This window comes from Paenibacillus sp. LjRoot153 (assembly GCF_964253085.1).
Lineage (GTDB): Bacteria > Bacillota > Bacilli > Paenibacillales > NBRC-103111 > Paenibacillus_E.
The window spans coordinates 6381834-6405630 of record NZ_CAXUQH020000001.1 but is presented as its reverse complement, the minus strand read 5'-3'; the positions used below and the strand labels follow the sequence as shown (position 1 = coordinate 6405630).

Genomic DNA, 23797 nt, shown 5'->3' with positions numbered 1-23797 from the left:
TCCAGAATTAACACGACGAAAAGACCATTGCCGCAAGTTATGCATTTGCTACAATAGGTGTATAAGTCAATCACATAAATCGGACGATAATGGCAAAACTGGTGAAAATCAGTGACGCAAAGCTACAGGGACTAAGGTGGGTCAATCCAATATGTCAGCCAGCTTCCGAATCATCGTGCCTCCGCCGTGGGTTTATGTGAAATCGAGGAGGAATTAGCATGGATAAGTATTGGCATTCTTTCTGGCTGCGGTTTAACGAAGTGATCCTGGAGAGTTGTATCTGTGATATTGAGCGAACGAAGATTTTTGATAAAATTATTTATCACCGAACGAAATTGCATACATAAGCGAAGGCACCTAGACCAGGTGCTTTTTTCTTTTGCTAGAAATGGGAAAGTGTAGCAGATTGATCGTGTGAAATAGGACTATCGACCCTGTCTTTAGTCACTCACCATTTGTGATTTCATGGTTTATTATTGTATAATATTAGAGTCGTCTGCGCCTAAAACCCCAGTATTTTATCCAAATCATTCCTTCATCGTCTTTGAAGAGCTTAATACCTACTAATTTAAATGGCGTCCAAACCTCTGTAAAGTAGTAATTAGGCATTGCTTCGCCTCCTGTTTGATGTAGCTTACATAACTATAACTGCTGGCTTCTGAAAAGTACGTCGAAATTTGTCATTCAATTATGAATGATTTATTTTTTGCGTTAAAAGCACCCCTCAGGGTGTTTTTTTTGCTTTATCCCCCGACAAGATGTGACTTCAAGGCTCAAAAAGTTTATAATAGGAATTATCCAGTTTGTGACTTGGGTGGTGATGAAATGTTAAAGAAGAAATGGAAGAAGCGATTATTATGGGTAGGAAGCAGTCTGGTTGTTCTGCTTGCTATTGGGTATTTTGGCATGAATATAGCTATGTCGTATGTACTACAATCGATGATTCCGCAGGTTCCTATTGAAATTAGCGGACAAGCTTTAGAGAGTGATAGTCAAATAACAGGTTCGATAGGTATTAGTGAGGAAGCTGAAAGTGGTGTAGTGCCAACAGATAAAGCGGCAAAATCTTCGGTTTCTAATGTTACGCAGGGGGAAGCGAACTCCCTAGGTAGTCAGTCTACTACTGCTCCTATTGGAACTTTTAAGAGTAGCGAAGCCGTAGTCTCCGGTTCTAGTGCCGTCAGTGAACCTAGTGTAACTATACGAGATGGGCATACTGCTCCTCCAAAACCACAGGCGACAATGCATAGTTTAGGTTATCAGGCTCAAGTTTCAACGGAGAAAGCGAAAGCAGTCCAAGACGCGATCACGCTTAAGGAGAAGGCAGCGGTAACTTCAGTCCTGTTGAAAAAATTGAGTGCTTCAGATCTTCAACTTTTTGCGAAAATGGCTGGGAATGGCTTATCTATGGAAGAGAAGAAGAATGCTAAGGAAATCATTTTACAGAAGTTATCGGAGAATGAATATAACCAGTTGATTGGGATCGCGGCGAAATATGGATTGAGCCAGGGAAAATCTTATAAAGACACGCAGAAGTAATCTCAGATTTCATATAGGCAGAGGGGATTTTGTGAGAAAACGAAAACGACTCATTCTGGTTTTGGTTAGTATAGGCATTATAGGTGCGGGCGGCTATTCGGCCTATACCTATGCTATGAATGTGATAGGGAACAAAATCGCAGATCGGCTCGTTATTGAAGCTGAGAGTAATCAACAAATGTTTGAGAACATTGATTTGCCTGTAATAACTGAAACCAAAGAAGTTGCATCTTCTGAAGCATCTGTCCCGTCTTCTGAGCCAGGTTTGGCAGACAAGCTGGTGGGTAACTCCAATGCCGTTAATTCGGATCAGGGACAGGCAGAATCGAAGTCTGTTCAGAGCAAGCAAACTCAGCAAGTTGCGGTCAATGAGCAAGAGAAACAAACTGCAACGGAGAAGAAGGATGCTCTGTCATTTGGCGGTAAACAGGAAGCTGTGAAGTTCGTGATGAGCCGTTTTTCGGCATCAGAACTCAACAAGCTTAGGCAAATAGCGAGCGGCGGATTGACAGCTGAGGAGAAAACGGAACTGAAGAAGATCGCATATACGAAGTTTACATCGGCAGAAATTGCTGCAGTACAGAAAGTGGTTTCTTCCCAATAATACATAGAAGAGGTGTTTAGGTAGTGAAAGCAAGTCAACGAATGAAAGCAATAACAGGTTTATCCCTAGCCGTGATGATGGGGATTTCTGCGCAAGCATCAGCAGCACAAGCACCATTGGATGTGGATGTGTATCAGGTTCCGATGCATTTTACGTTTGACGGGAAGGAATATGCGCCGCCAGAAGGTCAGCAGGGTTTTATTTATGAAGGTACGACATATGTTCCCATCCGATTCATCTCTTACTCGCTGGATAAAGCGGTCAACTGGGACCCGAATACCTACACGGTGACGATTGCAGAGCCTAAGGCAGCAGATAAAATAAATATTAGTGAATATAAATTAAACACACAGATTTATTCGAAAAGTACGGAAAAGTTCAATAAATCGAAATTGGCTCCAAGCAATTTGAAAGTATACAAAGAGAAAATTAATTATGTTTTCGACGGCGTTGCAAAAAAACCATCTGATGAATTGCCTGGGTATATTGTTGACGGCAGTTTGTTTGTACCTATTCGTTTCTTTTCGGAGTCCGTTGGCAAAACGATTAACTGGGATCCAGAAACGTACACGGTGGCCGCGGATACGAAGGAAGAGAAGAAGCCAGAGGTTAAATTGCCTGAAACGAAACCAGAGACACCTGGGCCTATTGGCGGCGGAGGGGGCGGAGCTCCTAGTTCTAAACCATCTGAAGCTTCGATTAAGGCTGAGGCTGAGGCTAAAATGGCCCAGCTAAAAGCAGATGCTAAAGCCGCGTTACAAGAGCTATATGATCAATATAAAGAAAATCCAAGCCCAAGTTTAATCGCGGAAGGTTTTGCGAAAGTCGATCAAATTAATAATCAATTTGATCAAATTAATAGTGACACGAAAGCAAAATTAAGTGAGAACGGTTATGATACTTCCATTACAGATACCTACAAAGATCAATTTGAGCAAATGAAGGAAGATGAAATGGCTAAGATAAATAAGTAATCCGCCCATTTTTGGGCTTTCGTTCACCGAGTAGGCTATCGCACACATACAGTATAGTAGATAATCAAACTATACAGAGATTGTGAGTGATTCCGATATGACAAAGCGTGAAGATCAAGAATTTCGTCCGCCACTCGGAGGGCATGGCGGCGGTATTGGCCATGGACCTGGTGGAGGTATTGGCCACGGCCCAGGAGGCCCCGGAGGACCAGGACACTTCCCTGGTGGACCTGGTGGTCCAGGACATTTCCCTGGCGGACCTGGTCACTTCCCGGGAGGCCCCGGCGGTCCAGGTCACTTTCCAGGAGGACCCGGGCACTTTCCCCACCATGGCGGCGGTTTTAACAATTTGCTGCCATGGGTAGTGGCTCCATTGTTATACGGTGCAGCGACGCAACCGTACTATCCACCGTATTACCCATACCCATATCCATACCCATATCCATATCCGCCATACTATCAGCAATATCCACCATATCCGCCGTATCCCGTGATAAGGGATGATCAACAATCATAATAGTATAAGAATCAGAGCTGCCTAACAAGTAGTAATCCCCTGCTTGCAAAGGCAGCTCTATTGCATTAGCGGCTCTTCTCTCTTCTTTATTCATTTCATTCATTCTTTCTTTTCTTCTTAGTCTAACGACATGAAAATAACTTACTAACGACAAGAAAGTCCCTCGAATATAAGCAATTAGAGTTTCAAATGAGGCTATACACATGTAGTAAGGAAATTCAAAATAATTGCTTAAAAAGCATTTAACTACCTTTGGACGACATTATCAGTAAGTAAAAATTCGAACTGCTGAAGGCAGATTTTTCCCGACAGAAATTAAATAATTACATCAATAAAAAACCGCGAAGGCTTGTTGCTACGCGGTTTCTCCTATTTTATGGCCGAATTCTTTCATTATTCTTTTATTTGGCTGTAGTAAACTTGCATTATGAATCCTGAAGGAGGTGAAAAAAATGGAACAGAACAAGAAAGCGGAAGTGAGCAAAGAATCGGTAGAAACAAACAATGCTGCCGAAATCAAGCTTGACAACTTGCCTAAGAAGTTGTCTGAGGAAGAATCAAAGAACGTGACCGGCGGAGTTAAAGATCCATATAAGTATCAATCACGTGCTTCATATTAATCAGGGCGCGGGGGGATTCCCCGCGCTTTTATCTAGAAATAGGACGAAAATAAAGGGGTTGCCATGATATCACTCGATCAGGTTATTGCCCTTCACATAGAAGGATCTAGCTATTCATTAGCGACTGTTCTGCGCTGCGCCAATATGCGTGGGCGTTTCAGCGCGATTGAGGATTATGCATCACATGTACTTATCGCCGCCTACGCGCAAGAGCATCAACTCACAGTCAGTCCGGAGGAGCTCCAGAAGGCTGTCGATGATTGGAGAGCGGAGAACGAGCTCTATCAAGCCTCGGAAGTAAAAGAGTGGTTAGCGGAACGCTCGCTTTCGACTTCCGACTTGGCTGACTATGCCCGAATGAAGATAGTGAAGGACCTCGTCTGCGAGCACGTGGCAGTCGGCAAAGTAGAGAGATACTTCACCGAACAACGTTCTGAGTTCGATGCGGTGGCTTTCGCGCAAATCGTCGTAAACGAACGAGGGATCGCACGTGAGCTTACATTTAAGGCACAGGAGGGAGCCGAGTTTTTCTTACTTGCACGCGAATATTCGACGGATGAGCAATCAAGGCTTGCGGGAGGGTTTGTAGGTCGCCGGGAAAGAATGCAGCTACCCCGAGCGGTTGCAGCGCAAGCATTCGGGTCGGTTTCCGGAACGGTTATCGGACCTCTTGAAATCGACAAACAATTTTACGTGATTAAGGTTGAAGAAGTTTATCCAGCGGAACTGAATGCTGACACTCGTTCGAGAATTGAACAGATCTTGTTCGAGGAGTGGCTTTCTTCCAGACGTAGGCAAGCAAGCGTACATATTCCGCTTTATGGATAAGATCAGGTCATTGGAGATAAGGTGAGAGATGGAGACCAATAAACAGTTCACCTATATGGAAAAAATATCTTTGTTTAGCGTGCTTCGTTCGGATGAAATAAAAGGGTTGTCCCAATATGCTGAGATCGTGCAATTTTCCATCGGACAGACGATCCATGAAAAGGGCGACTTATCGGAGTCTCTTTACTGTGTTGTATCGGGAGAAGTCCGGATGATCGAAGAGCAGTCGAACGGGAAGGAGATTAGCCTTGGTCTATTGTCGGGAGGGGACAGCTTTGGGTGGGGTACCGAGATGGAGCAACCGAGCACACCCATCACCTACAGCGCTGCAGGGAATGTAAGACTGCTAGTCATTCCAACAGAGAAGCTTCGTGAAGTACTGCTGCAAAATCCCGGACTTGAGCATCTGCTTACGACCTACATGTCATCTCGCGCCGTCTCCATGTTTTTAAAACGGACGACTTTGCTATCTTTCGATGATCATCAAGCCATTAGGACATTTCTGGAACGGATGACTGTGACCAAAGCGGAGAAAGGGCAGCCGATCGTGCGTCAGGGAGACGAAGGAGATGCATTTTACATCGTTCACTCCGGGCATTGTGAGGTAATCAAGGAAGAAGACGGAACCATAATAAACCGTCTTATTCCGGGCGATTTTTTCGGAGAATTAGCGCTGCTTACAGGGGCGCAGCGTAAAGCTACGGTTGTAGCCAGCGAGGATACTCAGTTGTTTCGGTTAAGCAAGGATGATTTCGATCAAATGATTGTGGAGCACCCTGCTCTGAAAACGGCGATCGAGAGCATTTCCGCCAATTATGTATCAAGCGCATCCAAGTATGGGGAAGACGATACGATGGATTTTACGATGGATTTGGAGGCTGCTCCAGGCAAACCAACTCTCTGGCAAACGGCTGAAGTGAAGCCTGCAAAACGACGATTCAAGCTGCGTAAATATCCGATTCTCATGCAGCAAAATGAAATGGATTGCGGTCCTACTTGTCTTGCCATGGTGATGGCATACTACGGCTCGCGCATTCATCTGAATCGGATTCGGGAGCAAACGGAAATGTCGCGTTCCGGAAGCTCATTGTACGGCTTGACAGAGACGGCGGAATCACTCGGTCTGGCTGCGCAAGGCTTCACAACACAGCTCGATGAACTTGCCGATATGAAGCTGCCTGTGATTGCGCATTGGAAGGGCGAGCACTTTATCGTCGTGTATGAAGTGACCAAAAGTCATGTTACTGTTGGTGATCCGGCTTATGGTTTGGAAAAAAAGAGCAGAGAAGATTTTCAGGCTGGTTGGAGCGGAGCGATCTTAACGCTCACGCCAACGGAGCGACTAGCATCTCATGAGCGTATTCGCAATCCGATAACTCGGTTTATCGCATATGTGATGCCGAACAAAAAAGCACTGCTATCACTCCTAGTCACGTCATTGCTCGTGCAATTGATCGCCCTTGCGATACCGATCATTACGCAAGTCATTGTAGACATGGTGCTCGTAGATAAGCAGACGGATCTTCTACAAATGCTGTTGATCGGTATGCTTGGGCTCTCTGTTTGTTATATCGTAGTCAATTCGTTCCGAAATTTTTTAGCAGCTCGAATCGCACTGCGTATCGACATCACCATGCTAGGAGATTTCTACAAGCATTTGCTCAGCTTGCCTTTATCGTTTTTTTTGGCACGCACGATCGGCGATTTGACAAGTCGGGTGGGCGAAAACCAGAAAATACGTAGAATGCTGACAACCGGGGCCGTGCAAATGCTGCTTGACGTATTGACGATATTCATCTACGGGACGCTTATGTTCGTCTATCATATGAAGTTGTCGTTTATCGCGTTTGCCATTATTCCGTGCTATATCGCGCTAGTGCTGCTCTTTTCGCCGCTCATGCGCAAAAACAGCCGCAAGCAATTCGAAGCGGAGGCGGAGTCCCAAACGACGATAGTCGAAGCTATCAAATTGATCTCGACCGTCAAAGCCCTTGCCGCTGAATCGGCCATAAGATGGAAGCTGATGGATAACCTGCAGCTTGCTTTGAAGCAGCGGATGAAGGCCATTCAATTACATGTAGCATCTGAAACGATTACGAACAGCATTAAAACGATCGGCAACGCCCTGGTGCTGTACGGTGGAGCGGTTTTCGTTATGCACGGTCAATTGACGGTCGGGCAATTTGTTGCCTTCTTGTCGGTCTACTTTACAGTTACACAGTCGATAACTAGCATGTTGGAGATGCTGAACGAAATAATGGAAGTGCGAGTATCGATGGAACGGATCGACGATGTCTTTCAGGCCCATCCGGAAGAGCGTGAATCGCAAAATATGCGAAGGCTGGCAGCGCTGAAGGGGCACATTCAGTTCGACAATGTGACGTTTCGTTATGAAAAGGACGGCCCCAATATTTTGCAGCAAATTAGTATCCGCATACTACCCGGGCAAACTGTTGCGATCGTCGGAAGAAGCGGATCGGGCAAATCGACTTTTGCCAATTTGCTCACGAAGCTATTTACGCCGACAAGCGGGACGATCCGTCTTGACGGACACGACCTCAGGCAAATTCATGCCGCTTCCTTGCGCCGTAAAATCGGTATCGTCCAGCAAGAAAGTCGCGTGTTCCGTACCACGATTCAGGACAACATCGCGATTCGTTTTCCGTCCGCTACACTTGAAGAAGTCGAAGCAGCCGCCAAGTTGGCAGGAGCTTACGAATTTGTTACCGCTTTGCCGCTCGGTTTCAAGACGATGATTGGCGAGGGCGGATTAAGCTTATCCGGGGGGCAGCTACAGAGGATAGCCATTGCAAGGGCGCTGCTGGGCGAGCCGAGCATTCTTATATTCGATGAGGCTACAAGTGCGCTTGATTCGGAGTCGGAACGGATTATTCAGCAAAATATGGATTCGATGATGAAAGGACGCACCGCTCTAATCATCGCTCATAGATTGAGCACGGTGCAAAAAGCAGATCTCATTCTCGTTATGGATCGCGGAGCGATCGTGGAGTCCGGCTCCCATGCCGAGCTTACCCAGGCTCAGGGTCTTTATTATTACTTAGTTAGTCAGCAGTTAAGTTGAAAATACGATCACTAAACCGAAGATTCATAAACGAAATGCGCTTGATAATAGCTTGATTTCACGTTACGCTATTCATCAGATATTGTCTGAGAGTTAAGGTGATATAGGAGACAGCGTGGATAAAATACAATGGATGTCAGTACTGCTTTTTCTCGCAGCGGCGCTAATGGTGTACGTCGCTTTCCTTTCTTATCAGAAACGTCATCTACCCATCGCTAAAACGATGATTCTAATCATGGTGGGAGCGGCTTGCTACGCAACAGGCTATGCGTTCGAATTGCTTAGCCGAAATCTGTACGAAGTAAAGCTGGCGCTTCAAATTGAATATTTGGGTATTCCTTTCGTCTCTACGCTATGGGTCTTTCAGGTCATTCAATTTACCGGGACAGCGGCTCGATATCGAAAACGCCTTGCACTGGTCTTATTCGTTATCCCAGCGACTATTTTTATTCTCCATTTGACGAACGATTGGCATCACCTGATCTACAAGAGCTATAACTTGAATGAGGGAGCTTCGGTTCCTTTGTACAAGACGGATAAAGGCCTTGGGTATGAAGTACACACCCTCTATAATTATTTCGTTATATTGTGCGGATTTTTTCTGTTTATCCCCATGTATTGGCGGTCTTCTCGGATCGTGCGCAAGCAAGTCATCGTTCTCAGTATGGGTGCTGCCGTGCCCTTGATGTTCAATATGTTATTATGGTTCGGGGTGGTCGTCGATTTGACGCCGTTCGGTTTCACCGTGTCGGGCGTCGTCTATGTGTGGGGGATTTTGCGGTTTAATCTGCTTAAGTTTACCCCGCTTGCGTTGACTCAAGTGTTTGATACAATTCGGGATGGGGTCATCCTGCTCGATTACGAGGATCAAATCGTCAGTTACAACAGCGCAGCCGAAGAGGTACTTCCCGAACTCGGTTTGACCAAGCATTACCCCGCTTACGTTGGTGAGGTTCTGCCTTCCAGTCCAGAACTGGTTGAGCGCATTCGCGCTGCTAGCACTGGAGACGAACGCTTTCCGTTCCAAAGATTCCATGCAAACCACAGTAAGCATTATCACTGCAATTTAGCGTTCATCTACGATTCGGGCGCTCCGATCGGAAAAATATTGATGTTCATTGATATTACGGAGTTGAAGGACAACGAGACTCGATTGCGTGAGAATGCCAGACAGCTATCAGAGTTGAACACGTTCAAGGACAAGATGTTCACCGTCGTCGCGCATGACATTCGCGATCCGATTGCTCTCCTCGTCAGTCTAACCGAACTACTTGGTGAAGAGCTTACTGCCACCGAAGCCCAGCATGCCGAAGTGTTCCGAGAGCTCCAAGGACAAGTGCAGGGCACGTTCCATCTTGTTGAGAATTTGCTCGACTGGTATCGCAGCCAGAAAGGGAGAGTCGTATTTCGACCGCTAGACTGGAATTTGCAGCAGGTCGTTCGTCAGTCTCTGTCGCTTGCCGGAGCGAGGGCAGGCATGAAGCAGATTCGGATGACGGAACGAATCGACGAGAAGCTTGCGGTTAGCGCGGATAAAGAGATGCTGGATCTCATTCTGCGAAATTTACTCTCGAATGCCATCAAATTTACGGGATTCGGCGGGGTAATTGAGATCGGAGCCGTACTGGAAGGCGATCAGATCGTCGTGTCCGTCTGCGATAATGGAGAGGGAATTGATGAGAAGACCACGGAAATGTTGAGTCTGAACGAACAGTTCTTCAAAATGCCGGTCACTGGAGACGATCCTGGGAATATGAGATTCGGACTGGTGCTAGCCAGTCAATTTGTTAAGATTCATGGCGGCAGCCTTTGGTTTGACAGCGCACCTGGAGTTGGGACGACCTTCTCCTTCACCTTGCCCGGACCGGTTGGTGGAAGGAAGTATTCTACAATGGAATGGTAGTGAAGACGCATGAAAGTGATTTTAGTGGACGATGAGCCGGCGATGCATTTGATTTTGCACAAAATGCTGGATAAGCTGCCCGGTGTTCATGTTGCGGGTGCTTTTACAGATGCGCTGTCCGCAGCCTCCTTCTTAAGCGAGAACAACGATATCGGCCTAGCTTTTGTAGACATCTCGATGAAGGGTGAGAATGGGATGGAATTCGCCGCCAAGATGGAAGAATCTGCTTCTGCCACGCAAATCGTCTTCGTCACGTCTCACAAGGATTTCGCCCTGGAAGCTTACGAACTGTCCGTCTTGGATTACTTGGTCAAGCCGGTTTCCAAGGAGAGGCTGCAGCGGACGGTAAATCGCGCGCTCTCGAACTGGCAGCTTTTACGATCACGGCCTCTGCAAGATCCGGCTTCCCAGGATGTGGGGCAGGTCGTCATAACGGCGCTCGGAGACTTCGCTGTCAGAAATGAAGCAGGCCGCGTAAAGTGGATCTCTCGCAAGTGCACGGAGCTGTTTGCTTACCTGGTTCTTTATCGTGGCAGACGTATTCCTCGTTCGAGACTCATTGCAGATATTTATGGAGGCATGGACCAAAAGGGTGCGGAGAATTATCTGAATACGACTGTGTATCAATTGCGCAATTCTTTGGAACCTCTCGGCATGCGCGGAATCATACGCTCGGAGAACGATGGCTACGCGCTCGAATTGAAGGATCCTTTTATCGATTATGTTGAATTCGAAAAACAAGTTGAGAAGCTGCAATCCATTGACGTTGGGAATGTGGATAGAGCAGTGCAGATTGAGCGGCTGTATACCGGAGATCTGTTTGGAGACAAATCCTATTTGTGGGCAACTGACGAAATGGAGCGCTATGCAAAGTTGTACGCTTCATTTTCAATAAAGCTTGCCACAGCACTTATTTCTTTGCGGGATATGACCGCTGCCTCCAAGCTGCTGCTCAAGCTGAAAGAACGCAATCCGTTTGACGAATCTGTCATATGTCATCTTATGATGATATGCGAGCAGACCGGGGACAGAAAAGGATTGACCGCACTGTATACCGGTTATGCTCGGCTTCTCAGCCTAGAGCTTGGCATTCGTCCTTCCGAGGAGCTGATTCAGCAGTACGAGTTGTTGGTAAGCCGATTTTCCGGCAGAAAATAAATAGTTTTAATAAAAGCAAGGTACAGATACCCTCATTTTTTGAAGAGACTGTACCTTTTTTCTGTATAATTCTTGTCGTTATTAGACTCTCCTCTTTTTCTTTTGTTTAGAATTATTATAAATAAGGTTGACTTTATTTTTATATTATTTATAATAATTATTATCTGATATCGATTATCAACGAAAAACATAAGGCCGTATGGAAGGAGTGCATCACCAATGTATGATGTCATTATTGTTGGAGCTGGTCCCGCTGGAGCTTCTGCGGCGATTTATACTGCAAGAGGGAATTTGAAGACGTTAGTTATCGATAAAGCACCGAATACAGGAGCACTAGCCATTACGCATAAAATTGCGAATTACCCCGGTGTCATTGGCGAAATGTCAGGTAAGGATCTGCTGGATACGATGCGCGACCAAGCCAAAGGCTTTGGAGCTGAGTTCATCCAAACAACGATTACGGATGTAGATGTGGAAGGTGAAACGAAATATGTTTTTACCGCTGACGGGATGTTTGAAGGCAAGTCGATCATCATTGCAACGGGCTCTAAGGGACGTAACCGCATGCTGCCCGGTGAGGAAAATCTGACGGGACGCGGCGTGAGTACTTGTGCGACGTGTGATGGTGCTTTTTTCGAAGGGAAAACGGTGGCAGTGATCGGAGATTCGGAAGAGGCGCTGGAAGAAGCCCAGGCGCTCAGCAAGTTCACTAAATCCATCCATTTCGTTGTGCCTCGGCCTGAGCTGCAAGGTGTTCATCACATTCCAGATTTGAAAGGCACTAACATCTTCTACAAGACGAAGCCGCTCGAAATACTTGGAGACAAGCAAGTACAAGGTCTCAAAATTCGTACAAGCTCCGGCAGCGAGGAAGTGCTGGATGTGGATGGTGTCTTCGTTTTCCTATCTGGCAGTAAGCCAGGTACAGACTTCTTGCAGGGGCAAGTTCCTCTTGATGAGGATGGCTTTATGGTCTTGGACAGCTCGATGCAGTCGTCGGTTGCGGGTGTGTTTGGTGCAGGAGAAGTGAGACGTACCCCGGTCAAACAAGCGGTTGTAGCCGCTGCGGATGGTGCGATTGCCGCTATGGCGGTTGATAAATTTATTAATAAACGGGCTCAATTGATCCCGCAATACAAATAATTCAAACTTATTTAGGAGATGACCACTATGTCTAATGTAATCGTATATTCCAGTACCAACTGCCCTTATTGCGTCCAATTGAAAAAATATTTAACAGATCAGCAAGTCGGATTTGAAGAAAGAAACATCGATCTGAATGACCAATTCGGACAAGAGCTGCACGATATGGGCTTAATGTCACTGCCTGTCACCGTCATCGGTGAGCACAAAATTCTTGGTCTCAACGTCACTAAACTCAAAAAAGCACTAGCCGAAATCGCTAGCTAATCTAATCCATAACCCCAAAGGAGATTACATCATGACACAACAACTAACCGTTCAATCCAATGCTACTTTTGCTAAAATAGGGCTGCCAGCACCGAGCTTCTCCTTGCTCTCCACGAAAAATATGGACACGCTCGAGGAAAAAATCTCGCTCGAAGACTACCGCGGCAGATGGCTCGTATTCTTCTTCTGGCCGTTCGACTTCACATTCGTATGCCCGACGGAAATCACCGCATTCAGTGACCATTACGAGCAGTTCCTTGATCTCGATTGTGATATCGTAGGAGCTTCTGTAGACAGCGTCTACACGCATCGTGCGTGGACACAAACACCGCGCGATCAAAGCGGTATTGGCCCTGTGAAGTTTCCGTTGGTCAGTGACTTCTCCAAAGAAACAGCACGTGCCTATGGCGTACTAGATGATGAGACAGGTGCTGCGCACCGTGGCTTGTTCATTATTGATCCGGATGGCGTACTTCGCTATCAAGTGGTCACGGACATGAATGTAGGTCGTTCCGTTGACGAGACACTTCGTGTGCTTCAAGCACTGCAAGCTGGCGGTCTTTGCCCAGCGAACTGGAAGCCAGGCGATCGCACGTTGTAAGCCAAGGAGTCCTAATCGACATGTGGTCGGTTGGGGCTTTTTCTTGTATTCGTAATCGTGCCCTCATTTGAAGTATAATGGGTACACTACAGGTAGACAGTGAGGTCGAGTGCAGCATGGCGTCCATTGCGGACAAGGTTTTTATGGGTTCTTTAATTTTAATGATGGTAGCCGTTGTCATCAGCGGGGTAGGCTTCCAATTCGTGAATTGGAAATCGCAGGTGACCAGTGAGCTAGAGGAAGAAACGAAGACGAGCAGCTCTCGGAAGAAATCCGTTATGGATCGACAAGATAAAAGTCTGAAACGAATCGGGCGCTCTTACTTATTTTGGATTGCGCTAGCCGGCATGCTGATCTCTATAGGGTTAAGTTATTTATCAAATAGGTAGTTGAAATAAAGCGTATAGCTGCTCATGTTCATGATGAGTGCTGTACGCTTTTTTTTTTTTGGTAGGCGGCTAGCCGGAATCCCGCGCGATGAAACGAGCGGATAAAACAAAATGGCTGCTTAGAGCTCTCCTGCAAGCGTTGAGCATGAGTTTGCTGGCCATATAGCTCAGGGCGTTCGCTGTCTCCTGAATACGAAGCGATTCTCTTCACTGACGCCTGTTTTGCCTGAGAGGGATTGGAAACCGTATACTTAGTCGGCCATTATTTCATTTTAGTCACCTCTACTGCGTATAATGATCCAATTGTGAAGTTATTGAAAATCGTTAGTTAAAATAAAAACGAATATTTTAAAAAAGTCCGCGGGCATTTAATAGCTCCATGCAAGAAGAAATTACTTTGTCTTGATGAAACCCAATATCTTGTTTAATGCGTAATTCTGAGATAGAAAACCATTGAAAATCAATTGCTTCGTTTTGTGGTTCAACACATCCGTCCAATTCCAGACTATATGTAAGACCAATTGCATGTTTCCTAGGGTCAACAGCATCAAATTCCTCATGAAGTTCAATAGTTGGGGAGTACTGCGCTACATAAAGAGGTTGGCTTTCAAGCTCACCTTTAATCTGAATATTATTTCCAAGTGTTTCTTTCAATTGTCTGAGTATGCCATTCTGGATTGATTCCCCATATAATAATCGCCCACCTACTGTACACCACTTTTTTCCTTCATGAGGAGTATTGCGTAGTATGAGACCAACTCGCAATATTTCTCCTTTCTCGGATACATTTATTGGAAGAATGTCTACACAAACTATTGGCAACAATTGCTGGATATTATTCCATTCGCTTTCCTCTATCCAATTCACTAATAAAGCCTCCAACCTTTTGGACTTGATTGATTTCCCAAAATTATAACTAATCCTATCAACAATCAAGTTAGTTGGCAAGTGAACTTCGTTTGCTGCGTCCTATAAACATCCTGAAAAATTTGCTAAAGGTTTACTTAACCATACTGTTCAAAAAACTAAGCAATTTGGTAGCTCATTTTTTCGAATCCCAAGGTCGTTTGGGTGTAATCCGTCATAGGTGAACTGATTAACGTTTTTCCCATTAAATCCACTTTCTTTGTACGAATCCATTTCAGTTTGGATATGCAGATGGTGGGAAGATTGAACGAATCGTAACAGCAAACAAACACGCCGAATTCGGCGTGTTTATTTGTCTATGGCTAACAAACTCGATACTACCCAGAATCCCGCGCGATGAAACAAGCAGATAACACCACTTTCTCCACCTGTCTGCCCGGGTGCTGCAATCGATACAGCAGTGTTTCTACAGCTCGAATGCCTAAAGCTTCCTTGCCGAGCTCAATTGTGCTCAGCGTTGGGGTCGCGTAAGCGGCTGCTTCGATATTGTCCAGCCCGATGACTTTAACTTGATTAGGTACGTCGAGGCCGCAGCGCTTCAGAATAGGCAACAACGCTAGCGCGAGGTGATCATTGGCGCAAACAAAACCATCGGGCATAGTTTCCGGAGTCAATGCCGCTACTTTGCGCTCCAATTGGTGAAGCATATGTGTCCCGGAGTAGGTGATTTGCCATTTCTTCAAATGGTAGTGCTCAGAGGGTCCGGCCATATCCTCGAGAGCCATGCGGCAGCCCCACCATCGCTCTTTGAAACTAACGGCGAATTGATCATCGCCTATGAAAATAACACGCTTCGCGCCAGCGGAGAGCAAGCGTTGACAGGCCATTTTGCCAGCGTCCAAATTATTATTGAGCACACTATCGACTTCGATGAGGGGTTCATTATGGTCGATGAGGACGAGTGGAATCCCGCTCTGTTTCAACGAAATAACGGACTGCGCAGGAAAGGTACCTGCTAGCAGCTGCCCAATGCAATGCGACGGATCGAGATAGGAAGGCATTTGCAGTCCCAGTTGATGGTGAGGCGCGATGGGAACGATGAGATGCTCATAACTGAGCTCTTTGCTGGCAGCGGCAATGCCGGTGAGAACCTTTCCCCAGAAAGGGTTGTCCTCTAAATAGGTAGACTGAATCCAGACCAGGATATAGGGAGAGATTTCGGTCGTCATGTGCGCACTTTCAATACCTGTGTGGCTGGCAGCTTGATTACTAGTTGTAGAACGTTGCGGGTGCTTCTGCTGGAGCGTATAGCCCATCGCTTTCGCAGTCTCCTGAATACGAAGACGGTTTTCTTCACTAACGCCTGATTTACCTGACAAAGCTTGAGAAACGGTATATTTGGACATACCTAGTCGGTCAGCAATTTGCTGCATGGATACTTTTGGGCTCATGAGTGACATCCTTCTATGTTATACATACGTTGCGTTTTCAAATCGAACCTAACAAATCTATTGTTCCTGATCAGGGGGGAAATGTCAATATACGCTTATATAAAGGGTCTGTGCAAAAAAAAAGATTGACCGCAACTTAGAAAGTGAGTAAATTATGTTCATAATTAAGAGTTGTTAGCCTAACAAAAATAACAAAATGAATATGGGGTGGCGGTTTAACCATATACCCATTTGGAGGATGAGAGCATGCTTACAACGATCATATTTTACGATCCCACATTTCCATATGAAGGAATTCGGCCCGATGACAAGGCTGTTGCACAGCTTGGAGAGATAGGAAGAGTGGTTGGAGCGGAGGGGCTAGAAGCAGCGCTGCAGCAGGGGGCAGATAGCTTCATCCATCTCCACGGACGTTACTTTCCGAAGTCAGCATGGCATGCAATCTTGACTCATGCGCGTAAGGGCAAAGGATTCGTACATCTGGGCAGCGCACCTTTTCGAGTACCGGCCTACCTAGGCCCAGAGGGCTGGGAACTAGAAATCGAGCAGACTGCTTACCATCAGCAGCTTCAAATTCATGAAATTCTTTCCGTAGACGACGCTCCCATCGCAAGCTATACCGCGAATGCCGATTTGCCGTTGCTGGCAGGTAAGGAAAATCTGTTCGCCATTCAACCAACGGTTGGATTCGCGCTGCATGTGACACGGACCGATGATCATCCAGGTCAAATTGGCTCTAGCGGTCCGATGGACGCGCATTTCACTCCTCTTCTGAAAGGAATTTCTAAGGAGGGACGTGAAGTGGCAGCGCCGATCGTGCTTCTTGAGAATACGAAGGGGGCATTCGCGGGGGGCCGGTGGATTTTCGCCAATGTAGTCACGGATGAAACCTTCTGGGGTAACGGGGGAGGCGCATTAGTCGAGGAGTTAGCAGCGTATACAAGACGAGGCGTTACGGAGATTTGGTTCAAGCCGAACTACGCTTGTTATGATCCAGGCGACCGTGCATCCTTGACGGTTCAATTGCAGACACTTGCGAATCGTACGGAAGTAAGCTCCGAGAATGTGTCATGGAAATTCCATGTGCAAGTATCCAAGGACGGTGATGCAACACCGATCTGGACGACGGAATTCGCGATGAACGCGTCACGTGAGCTCTCCTTTAAAAAGGTAAATATGCCTATCGATATCGAAGCGGGTTACTATACAGCGGTTTGTAAAGCGGTAGCGAATACGGGGGAAACGCGCACGTTTAACCAAGGCTTCTGGGGGTATGATGCTGAGCTGCTTCGCGAAGGGACGCCGATGTCCTGTGATCGCGACTACTTCTGGAAGGACGGACGTCCGCTTCCGATCGTTGGGATGACGTATATGACGAGTGATGTGGCGAGGAAGTTTTTGTTCTTACCGAACGTTTCCGTGTGGGATCGAGATATTGCGCAAATGGTCAAAGCGGGAATCAATCTGCTGCGTACTGGCGTTTGGTCGGCATGGCGTCAAATCATGTTCGTAGACGGACACCCCTATGAGGAAGTACTGCGCAGCATTGATGCATTTATTTTGACTTGCAAAAGACATGGGATCGAAGTCACATTCAATTTCTTCTCTTTTACACCAGAGCTGTGGGAGGGCGTGAATCCGTATTTGGATCCGCGCAGCGTGGAAGCGCAGAAGCGGTTTATATCCTCGGTGGTGTCTAGACATAAGGAAACAACGAATGTGCATTGGGATCTGATCAATGAGCCGTCGATGTTCAATCCGAGCAAACCTTTTGCGGGGCCGCAGTCGGCACATGATGCTTTCGAACACGAAGCATACGTAGCTTGGCTGGAGGAGCGTCATGGGGATATTCGCAAGCTGCAAGAGCGGTGGAATATGTCTCCTGCGGAGCTGCCGAGTTTTGCTAGTGTCCGATTGCTCGATCCTTCTGAGGTGAACATGAGTACCACGGAAACGATGGAGAAAAAAGGCGGGCCATGGCTGGACTACACCCTTTTCACCATGGATATGCATAATCGTTGGGCGAAGGAATTGATCGCGACAATTCGCAGTATCAATCCCGCACAGTTAGCGACTGTGGGACAGGATGAGGGATTAGGCGCACAGCGGCCATCGCCATTCTTTTACGCGGAAGCTGTGGATTATACGACGGTTCATACGTGGTGGTTGATGGATCAGTTGGTGTGGGACGGGATTTTCTCCAAGGCGCCGACGAAGCCAAGCTTGATTCAAGAAACGGGCATTATGTATGTAGAGACTGCGGATGGGCGCGCGAAGCGTTCGGAATATGAGTTGAGAAATATTTTGGAGCGCAAATATGCCTATGCCTTCTCGACAGGTGGGGCGGGGGCTGTTCAGTGGATTTGGAATATCAACTTCTATATGAACAATATCAATGAGTCGCATATTGGTGCGCTTCGGGCAGATGGGACTGAGAAGCCGGAGGCTGATGTTTCCTACGATTTCGGGGCATTCATGGGCGCGATTCGTGATCTCTTCGTTGGACGCAAATTAGAGGATGTCGTGGCTGTGTTCCCGTATTCAAATGATTTTTCCACGCGCAAAGTAGCCGGTGACGCAACAGCGAAGCTGACTCGAACACTAGCTTATGGGATGAATGTACCGTTCCGCGGGTTGAGCGAGTATCATTTGGAAGCTTTGGCGACGGATCAGCCGAAACTAATTATCGTGCCAAGTGCACATAACTTCAGTGATGCCGCGCTTACGAAATTGACGACGCATGTCCGTGAGAATGGCGGAACGCTATTGTTTACGGGGCCGCTTGGTTTAAATGAGTACTGGGCACCAGTTGCTCGCTTGACCGATATTGTAGGTGAAACGGTGCTCAGTAACATCGTGCGGGAAGAAGCGATGGTTTTGGATGGCGAAATGCTTCCTGTGTCCTTTGGAGGATCGCGGATCGCTCAGCTGAATAAAGAGGTTCCACTTTCTGATGATGGAAAATGGAATTCGCAGCATGGCGTCGTTCGTAGCTACGAGCTGGGTAAAGGGCGGCTGATCTGGTGTCCACTCCCAGTGGAGCTTGGTGAGCGCGGCGATGTACTTGAGAAGCTGTACGCGTATGCGATGAAGGCAGCCGGTGTTGAGGCGGAGTTGACGTGGGCGAAAGGCGGGCAGCTGCCGGGCGTGTATGGACGGAAGTTGAGCTTCGATGCTGGCGCGTTGTTTATCTTCGTCTCGGAGTTCGGCGTGGACACGCAGATTGAAGTGACCGATCCGGCAACGGGCCGGAGTTACGCGTTCGAGCTGGAAGCCGAGCGTACCGTGATGTTCGCCGCGAATTCTGCGGGCGAGTTGTTGGCAGTGTATCGACCTGATCAGGTGCAGGTCGAGGTGAAGTAGTAGCAGCTGAATGAAATATAGAAGAGCCCCTGTGGAAGAGAAGCTTATGCTTCTCCTGCAGGGGTTTTTGGTTTTCAGCTTTTCATGCTTACTTGTAAAATTTTCTTTACAGGATTCTCCCCGTTTGTTAAAATTGCCACGATTGATTGTCAACCGAAAATAGTTTATTTTGGTTGACAATCAAATGAATTACGGATGGTGATACATGATGTTAACGGATTATGAACGGCTTGCTACCTTGAATAAGGATCACTTATGGCATCCTTTTACTCAAATGAAAGACTACAATAACGCTGATCCTCTCATTATTGAACGTGGCGAAGGCATAAGGCTGTATGATGTCCATGGCCGAGCTTATTTTGACGGTTTTTCCTCTGTTTGGCTTAACGTACATGGACACAACGTACCTGAGTTAAATCAAGCGATTACTGATCAGTTGGGTCGCGTCGCCCATTCCACTCTGCTCGGAATGGCCAATATACCAGCGATCGAGCTTGCAGAGAAGTTGGTGGGGATTTCGCCGAAAGGGTTAAACAAAGTGTTCTACTCTGATTCAGGAGCGACTGCTGTCGAGATCGCGATCAAAATGGCATTTCAATACTGGTATAACCAGGGAACGCGGTGTAAAACGAGGTTTATCACGATGAATCAAGCGTACCACGGAGATACCATTGGTGCGGTAAGTGTTGGGGCAATTCCTCTCTATCATGAGGTGTTCCGCCCCGTGTTATTTCCTTCTCACATCATTCCATATCCCTACGCTTATCGCCATGATGGCGATGAGAAGAAGGTACTGGAAGCTACGTTAACTACTCTTCGTAAATTGCTTGAGACGAAGGCGGATGAGATTGCGGCGCTCATTGTGGAGCCCATTGTGCAAGGGGCAGGAGGCATCGTTGTCATGCCGCCGGGCTGTCTGCGCGAAATGTCATTGCTATGCCGGAAACACGACGTACTGTTTATCGCTGACGAGGTGGCGACTGGCTTCGGTCGGACGGGTGCCATGTTCGCTTGTGATCTTGAAGAGGTTACACCTGACTTGATGGTGATAGGGAAGGGGCTTACAGGCGGCTATTTGCCAGTGGCTGCAACACTTGCGACAGATGAGATCTACAAGGCATTTTATGCGGATTACCAAGAGCAGAAGACATTTTTTCACGGTCATTCTTACACGGGCAACCCGCTTGGGTGTGCTGTTGCTTTAGCTAGTTTGAAGCTGATGGAGGAGCGCAACATGGTTGAAGGTGTAAGAGCAAAGGCAGCATTTGTCGAGCGTAAGCTCGCAGCGCTGAAGGCTCGACCGCACGTCGGTGAAATCAGGCAGAAGGGACTGATGATCGGAATCGAGCTTGTACGCGATAAGGCTTCACGCGAGCCGTATGAATGGTCAGAACGAATCGGCATACGCACAAGTCTGCGTGCAAGAGAACTAGGAATGCTAACAAGACCGCTTGGTAATGTGATTGTTTTTATCCCTCCGCTTGCTAGTAATGAAGCTGAGCTTGATGCTATGACTGATATTTTAATAGAATCCATCATTAGCGTTACAGAAGGCGGTTCCATGACATGAGCAGAGTGAGAGATGAATCCATACGAGGTTTATTTGTGACAGGGACAGACACTAGTGTCGGGAAGACAATTGTCACTGCGGCTATTACCACTGCTCTTCGCGCTGAAGGGCTGAATGTGGGTGTCTGGAAGCCTGTTCAATCCGGTGCACGGCTGGGCATCGGATTGACAGATAGCGAGAGGTTGCTGCAGATTACGGGAATCGATGAGCGACCAGAGGCTGTGGCGCCATTTACATTCGAAGCTCCGCTTACGCCGCTGCTAGCCGCTAAACAAGCGGGTGTGGCCCTTACGCTCAAGGAGCTGATTGCAGCAGGGATACCCCTTACGAAACGTTACGACACGCTGCTCATCGAAGGTGCAGGCGGTGTCGCTGTACCGCTTACCAACGACGACCTTATGGTGGTGGACTTGATCTCAGAGCTTCGGATCCCTGCGCTGATTATAGCCCGTTCCAGCCTCGGTACGATTAACCACACGCTCCTGACTGTGTCATTCCTGAAGAGTCGCGGAGTTCCAATTACAGGCATTATCATGAATGACGGCGAATGGACCGAGCCGACTGAAGACCCGAGCATAGCTACCAATGCGGAGTTAATCGAACAGTACAGTGGTCTTAAGGTCCTGGGTAGGTTTCCCCGCTTGCACGCCGATTTCAATTCAGAAATGTGGATACATACCGTTCGCCAAACCATACAATTGGGGCCAATCAGACAGGCATTAGGGGGATTATTGAAATGAAAACAATTACTGTTGATTTGAAATGGCAATCAATAGCTCAAAAAGCGTTACATGGGGAGTGTATAACCCTAGAAGAAGGGCTCGCTGTACTTGAAGCCGACAATGATGAGGTGCTGCTTCTGCTGCAGGCTGCCTTTCAAGTGAGAAAACATTTTTATGGTAAAAAAGTGAAGCTAAACATGATCATCAATGCCAAAAGCGGCCTTTGTCCCGAGGACTGCGGCTACTGCTCGCAATCCATTGTTTCGACGGCGCCGGTTGCCAAGTACACCCTGCTTGATAAAGATACATTGCTTGCCGGGGCGCGTGAAGCGTTGGTACGCAAAGCTGGAACCTATTGCATCGTAGCAGCTGGGAAAGGCCCTACAGACAAGGAATTAGATCAAGTCGTAGACGCAGTTAAAGAGATTCGTGAAATGATGCCGCTCAAAATTTGCGCATGTCTGGGTATTCTGAAGGGCGATCAAGCTGAACGTCTTGCAGAAGCGGGCGTGCATCGCTACAACCATAACTTGAACACCAGTAAAGCCAATTACGCATCCATCACCACGACGCATACTTATGACCAACGGGTTGAAACCGTGGATAAAGTAAAGACTCAAGGCATGTCCCCCTGTTCCGGTGTCATTATCGGTATGGGTGAGAGCGATCAAGAGATTGTTGAAATGGCTTATGCATTACGCGAACTCGATGTGGATTCGATTCCGATTAATTTCCTGAATGCGATTCCGGGAACTCCGCTAGAACACGCAGGCCGCACGCCTTCGATGAAAGCGTTGAAGGTACTGGCCCTGTTCCGTTTCATTTGTCCATCCAAAGAAATCCGCGTAGCGGGTGGGCGCGAGGTCAACCTTCGTTCCCTACAGCCTCTGTCGCTGTACGCTGCAAATTCACTCTTTGTAGGTGACTATTTAACAACAGCAGGCCAAGACGTTTCGGCTGATCATCAAATTATTGAAGATTTGGGATTTGAAATTGAATTAAACGCCCTTTAAGGTTGTGACAACCATGGATTGGATAGAAAAAGAACTTGAGTTACTGGCAGACGCCTCTTTGGAGCGCTCCTTGCGTACATGTAGTCCTGTATGTGAAGCTCCAGGCTACACATTGCGTGGGGAACGAAGGCTGCTCAACTTGTCCTCCAATGATTATCTGGGACTTGCGAAGCATCCTGCCATTATTGAAGTGATGCGCGAGAAGCTGCTCACAGAAGGAGCAGGTTCAGGTGCTTCAAGGCTTGTGACGGGCAATCGGCCCCCGTATGATCGTCTTGAAGAAGAGTTAGCCTATTGGCAGAAATGTGAAGCAGCACTTGTTTTTGCAAACGGCTATATGGCTAATTCCGGTGTTATTGCAGCGTTAGTTGGCAGAGGCGATGTTGTTTTCAGCGATCAATGGAATCATGCAAGCATTGCAGATGGTATTATTCTGAGTCGAGCGGAGCACGCTCGGTACCGGCATAATGATATGGCACATTTGCGAGTGTTATTGAATAAGTACCGAGATAAACGACGAAAGCTGATCGTAACAGACGCTGTCTTCTCGATGGATGGCGATCAGGCGCCATTGCGTGAATTGGTCGCGCTCAAACGCGAGTTCGGAGCCATGCTGATGGTAGATGAGGCGCACAGTGGTGGGATTTACGGGAAGCGTGGAGAGGGCTTATGCCATGAGCTTGCAGTCCAGGATGATGTGGATATTCATTTGGGGACGTTCAGCAAATCGTTCGGTGTCTACGGCGCATATATCTGCGGCAGTCGTACGCTCATTCGATGGCTGGTGAACAAAGCGGGGCCACTCATCTACTCGACTGCTTTACCTCCCTCTATTGTAGCTGGTGTTTCAGAGGCATTAGTTGTGGTACAGGGCGAGCCCTGGAGGCGAGAAAAGCTATTCGCGTTATGCATTTTATTTCGGTCCTTGCTGGGGTCATCTGGTTTCACAATCGGTGTGGGTAACTCTCCGATTGTGCCCCTGATCATCGGCGATAACGATATGACCTTACGCTTCAGCAGTGCTCTTGAAGATGAAGGTATCGCAGCAGTAGCCATACGTCCACCGACGGTCCCTGATGGCACTTCTCGTATTCGCTTTTCCTTGTCGGCGGCTCACACGGAAAATGAACTGAGAGATGCTGCTGTACGAATTCGTAACATTGGACTACGACTAGGAGTGATTTAG

The 23797-nt window shown here is 47.3% G+C and carries 22 protein-coding genes and 1 riboswitch; of the genes, 19 read left to right on the top strand and 3 right to left on the bottom strand.

Annotation, left to right across the window (positions count from 1 at the left end):
- The first annotated feature begins 81 nt into the window (after positions 1–81).
- A riboswitch (cyclic di-GMP riboswitch) is annotated at positions 82–170 on the top strand.
- A gap of 48 nt (positions 171–218) precedes the next feature.
- From ACSQ8P_RS27640 to ACSQ8P_RS27620, 5 genes are all read left to right on the top strand, one after another.
- Entirely contained in the window at positions 219–347 is a 129-nt protein-coding gene (locus tag ACSQ8P_RS27640; protein WP_436238129.1) for a hypothetical protein, read from the top strand.
- Positions 348–690: 343 nt separating this feature from the next.
- Positions 691–1539 carry a hypothetical protein gene (locus ACSQ8P_RS27635; RefSeq protein WP_436238128.1) on the top strand — a complete coding sequence of 283 codons (849 nt, stop codon included), beginning with the start codon at positions 691–693 and terminating at the stop codon, positions 1537–1539.
- 31 nt (positions 1540–1570) lie between these two features.
- Positions 1571–2143 carry a hypothetical protein gene (locus ACSQ8P_RS27630; protein ID WP_436238127.1) on the top strand — a complete coding sequence of 191 codons (573 nt, stop codon included), beginning with the start codon at positions 1571–1573 and terminating at the stop codon, positions 2141–2143.
- A gap of 23 nt (positions 2144–2166) precedes the next feature.
- Positions 2167–3117: a copper amine oxidase N-terminal domain-containing protein gene (locus tag ACSQ8P_RS27625; RefSeq protein ID WP_436238126.1), complete on the top strand. Its 951-nt coding sequence runs from the start codon at positions 2167–2169 to the stop codon at positions 3115–3117.
- A 107-nt stretch (positions 3118–3224) separates the two neighbouring features.
- Entirely contained in the window at positions 3225–3482 is a 258-nt protein-coding gene (locus ACSQ8P_RS27620; RefSeq protein WP_436238125.1) for a hypothetical protein, read from the top strand.
- Here the strand turns inward: ACSQ8P_RS27620 and ACSQ8P_RS27615 are convergent.
- The gene (locus tag ACSQ8P_RS27615) at positions 3459–3788 is read right to left on the bottom strand and encodes a hypothetical protein (RefSeq protein ID WP_436238124.1); all 330 of its coding nucleotides are present in this window, start codon (positions 3786–3788) and stop codon (positions 3459–3461) included. The two genes, ACSQ8P_RS27620 and ACSQ8P_RS27615, sit on opposite strands and share 24 nt — an antisense overlap.
- A gap of 298 nt (positions 3789–4086) precedes the next feature.
- On the opposite strand from ACSQ8P_RS27615, the gene ACSQ8P_RS27610 reads away from it, so the two are divergent.
- The 9 genes from ACSQ8P_RS27610 (at position 4087) to ACSQ8P_RS27570 (ending at position 13625) form a co-directional block, all read left to right on the top strand.
- Entirely contained in the window at positions 4087–4254 is a 168-nt protein-coding gene (locus ACSQ8P_RS27610) for a hypothetical protein (RefSeq protein WP_436238123.1), read from the top strand.
- Positions 4255–4317: 63 nt separating this feature from the next.
- Positions 4318–5082, top strand: coding sequence for a peptidylprolyl isomerase (locus ACSQ8P_RS27605; RefSeq protein ID WP_436238122.1), 765 nt, complete (start codon positions 4318–4320; stop codon positions 5080–5082).
- A 55-nt stretch (positions 5083–5137) separates the two neighbouring features.
- Positions 5138–8164, top strand: coding sequence for a peptidase domain-containing ABC transporter (locus ACSQ8P_RS27600; protein ID WP_436238121.1), 3027 nt, complete (start codon positions 5138–5140; stop codon positions 8162–8164).
- Positions 8165–8279: 115 nt separating this feature from the next.
- Positions 8280–10067, top strand: a complete 1788-nt coding sequence (locus ACSQ8P_RS27595) for a histidine kinase N-terminal 7TM domain-containing protein (RefSeq protein WP_436238120.1) — start codon at positions 8280–8282, stop codon at positions 10065–10067.
- Positions 10068–10076: 9 nt separating this feature from the next.
- On the top strand, positions 10077–11225 hold the full coding sequence (locus tag ACSQ8P_RS27590) for a response regulator (RefSeq protein WP_436238119.1): 1149 nt from the start codon (positions 10077–10079) through the stop codon (positions 11223–11225).
- 219 nt (positions 11226–11444) lie between these two features.
- Positions 11445–12368, top strand: coding sequence for an NAD(P)/FAD-dependent oxidoreductase (locus ACSQ8P_RS27585; protein ID WP_436238118.1), 924 nt, complete (start codon positions 11445–11447; stop codon positions 12366–12368).
- 27 nt (positions 12369–12395) lie between these two features.
- Positions 12396–12635 (top strand): glutaredoxin family protein, encoded by a 240-nt coding sequence (locus ACSQ8P_RS27580; RefSeq protein ID WP_056624514.1) that lies wholly within the window; start codon positions 12396–12398, stop codon positions 12633–12635.
- A gap of 31 nt (positions 12636–12666) precedes the next feature.
- Positions 12667–13236, top strand: a complete 570-nt coding sequence (locus ACSQ8P_RS27575; protein WP_436238117.1) for a peroxiredoxin — start codon at positions 12667–12669, stop codon at positions 13234–13236.
- Between the two features lie 77 nt (positions 13237–13313).
- Positions 13314–13625: a hypothetical protein gene (locus ACSQ8P_RS27570; protein ID WP_436238116.1), complete on the top strand. Its 312-nt coding sequence runs from the start codon at positions 13314–13316 to the stop codon at positions 13623–13625.
- Positions 13626–13973: 348 nt separating this feature from the next.
- On the opposite strand, the gene ACSQ8P_RS27565 is transcribed toward ACSQ8P_RS27570, so the two are convergent.
- The gene (locus ACSQ8P_RS27565; RefSeq protein ID WP_436238115.1) at positions 13974–14492 is read right to left on the bottom strand and encodes a DUF4916 domain-containing protein; all 519 of its coding nucleotides are present in this window, start codon (positions 14490–14492) and stop codon (positions 13974–13976) included.
- 377 nt (positions 14493–14869) lie between these two features.
- Positions 14870–15943 carry a LacI family DNA-binding transcriptional regulator gene (locus ACSQ8P_RS27560; RefSeq protein WP_436238114.1) on the bottom strand — a complete coding sequence of 358 codons (1074 nt, stop codon included), beginning with the start codon at positions 15941–15943 and terminating at the stop codon, positions 14870–14872.
- A gap of 246 nt (positions 15944–16189) precedes the next feature.
- Here ACSQ8P_RS27560 and ACSQ8P_RS27555 point away from each other — a divergent pair, with 246 nt between their 5' ends.
- The 5 genes from ACSQ8P_RS27555 to bioF all read left to right on the top strand — a co-directional run bounded on the left by ACSQ8P_RS27555 (position 16190) and on the right by bioF (position 23797).
- Positions 16190–19306, top strand: coding sequence for a beta-galactosidase (locus tag ACSQ8P_RS27555; RefSeq protein WP_436238113.1), 3117 nt, complete (start codon positions 16190–16192; stop codon positions 19304–19306).
- Positions 19307–19514: 208 nt separating this feature from the next.
- Positions 19515–20876 (top strand): adenosylmethionine--8-amino-7-oxononanoate transaminase, encoded by a 1362-nt coding sequence (gene bioA / locus ACSQ8P_RS27550; RefSeq protein WP_436239617.1) that lies wholly within the window; start codon positions 19515–19517, stop codon positions 20874–20876.
- A complete protein-coding gene (gene bioD, locus ACSQ8P_RS27545; protein ID WP_436238112.1) occupies positions 20873–21616 on the top strand; it encodes a dethiobiotin synthase in 744 nt (247 codons plus the stop codon). Before bioA ends, bioD begins: the two co-directional genes overlap by 4 nt.
- On the top strand, positions 21613–22611 hold the full coding sequence (gene bioB / locus ACSQ8P_RS27540) for a biotin synthase BioB (RefSeq protein WP_436238111.1): 999 nt from the start codon (positions 21613–21615) through the stop codon (positions 22609–22611). The genes bioD and bioB overlap by 4 nt, the downstream gene beginning before the upstream one ends.
- Positions 22612–22624: 13 nt before the next feature.
- Entirely contained in the window at positions 22625–23797 is a 1173-nt protein-coding gene (bioF, locus tag ACSQ8P_RS27535; RefSeq protein WP_436238110.1) for an 8-amino-7-oxononanoate synthase, read from the top strand.

What these genes read in the sequence shown, in the direction of transcription:
- ACSQ8P_RS27640 (WP_436238129.1), top strand. Translation starts at nt 219, where the DNA reads ATGGATAAGTATTGGCATTCTTTCTGGCTGCGGTTTAACGAAGTGATC.
- ACSQ8P_RS27635 (WP_436238128.1), top strand. Translation starts at nt 691, where the DNA reads ATGAATGATTTATTTTTTGCGTTAAAAGCACCCCTCAGGGTGTTTTTT.
- ACSQ8P_RS27610 (WP_436238123.1), top strand. Translation starts at nt 4,087, where the DNA reads ATGGAACAGAACAAGAAAGCGGAAGTGAGCAAAGAATCGGTAGAAACA.
- ACSQ8P_RS27605 (WP_436238122.1), top strand. Translation starts at nt 4,318, where the DNA reads ATGATATCACTCGATCAGGTTATTGCCCTTCACATAGAAGGATCTAGC.
- ACSQ8P_RS27600 (WP_436238121.1), top strand. Translation starts at nt 5,138, where the DNA reads ATGGAAAAAATATCTTTGTTTAGCGTGCTTCGTTCGGATGAAATAAAA.
- ACSQ8P_RS27590 (WP_436238119.1), top strand. Translation starts at nt 10,077, where the DNA reads ATGAAAGTGATTTTAGTGGACGATGAGCCGGCGATGCATTTGATTTTG.
- ACSQ8P_RS27585 (WP_436238118.1), top strand. Translation starts at nt 11,445, where the DNA reads ATGTATGATGTCATTATTGTTGGAGCTGGTCCCGCTGGAGCTTCTGCG.
- ACSQ8P_RS27580 (WP_056624514.1), top strand. Translation starts at nt 12,396, where the DNA reads ATGTCTAATGTAATCGTATATTCCAGTACCAACTGCCCTTATTGCGTC.
- ACSQ8P_RS27575 (WP_436238117.1), top strand. Translation starts at nt 12,667, where the DNA reads ATGACACAACAACTAACCGTTCAATCCAATGCTACTTTTGCTAAAATA.
- ACSQ8P_RS27570 (WP_436238116.1), top strand. Translation starts at nt 13,314, where the DNA reads ATGGGTACACTACAGGTAGACAGTGAGGTCGAGTGCAGCATGGCGTCC.
- ACSQ8P_RS27560 (WP_436238114.1), bottom strand. Translation starts at nt 15,943, where the DNA reads ATGAGCCCAAAAGTATCCATGCAGCAAATTGCTGACCGACTAGGTATG.
- ACSQ8P_RS27555 (WP_436238113.1), top strand. Translation starts at nt 16,190, where the DNA reads ATGCTTACAACGATCATATTTTACGATCCCACATTTCCATATGAAGGA.
- bioA (WP_436239617.1), top strand. Translation starts at nt 19,515, where the DNA reads ATGTTAACGGATTATGAACGGCTTGCTACCTTGAATAAGGATCACTTA.
- bioD (WP_436238112.1), top strand. Translation starts at nt 20,873, where the DNA reads ATGAGCAGAGTGAGAGATGAATCCATACGAGGTTTATTTGTGACAGGG.
- bioB (WP_436238111.1), top strand. Translation starts at nt 21,613, where the DNA reads ATGAAAACAATTACTGTTGATTTGAAATGGCAATCAATAGCTCAAAAA.
- bioF (WP_436238110.1), top strand. Translation starts at nt 22,625, where the DNA reads ATGGATTGGATAGAAAAAGAACTTGAGTTACTGGCAGACGCCTCTTTG.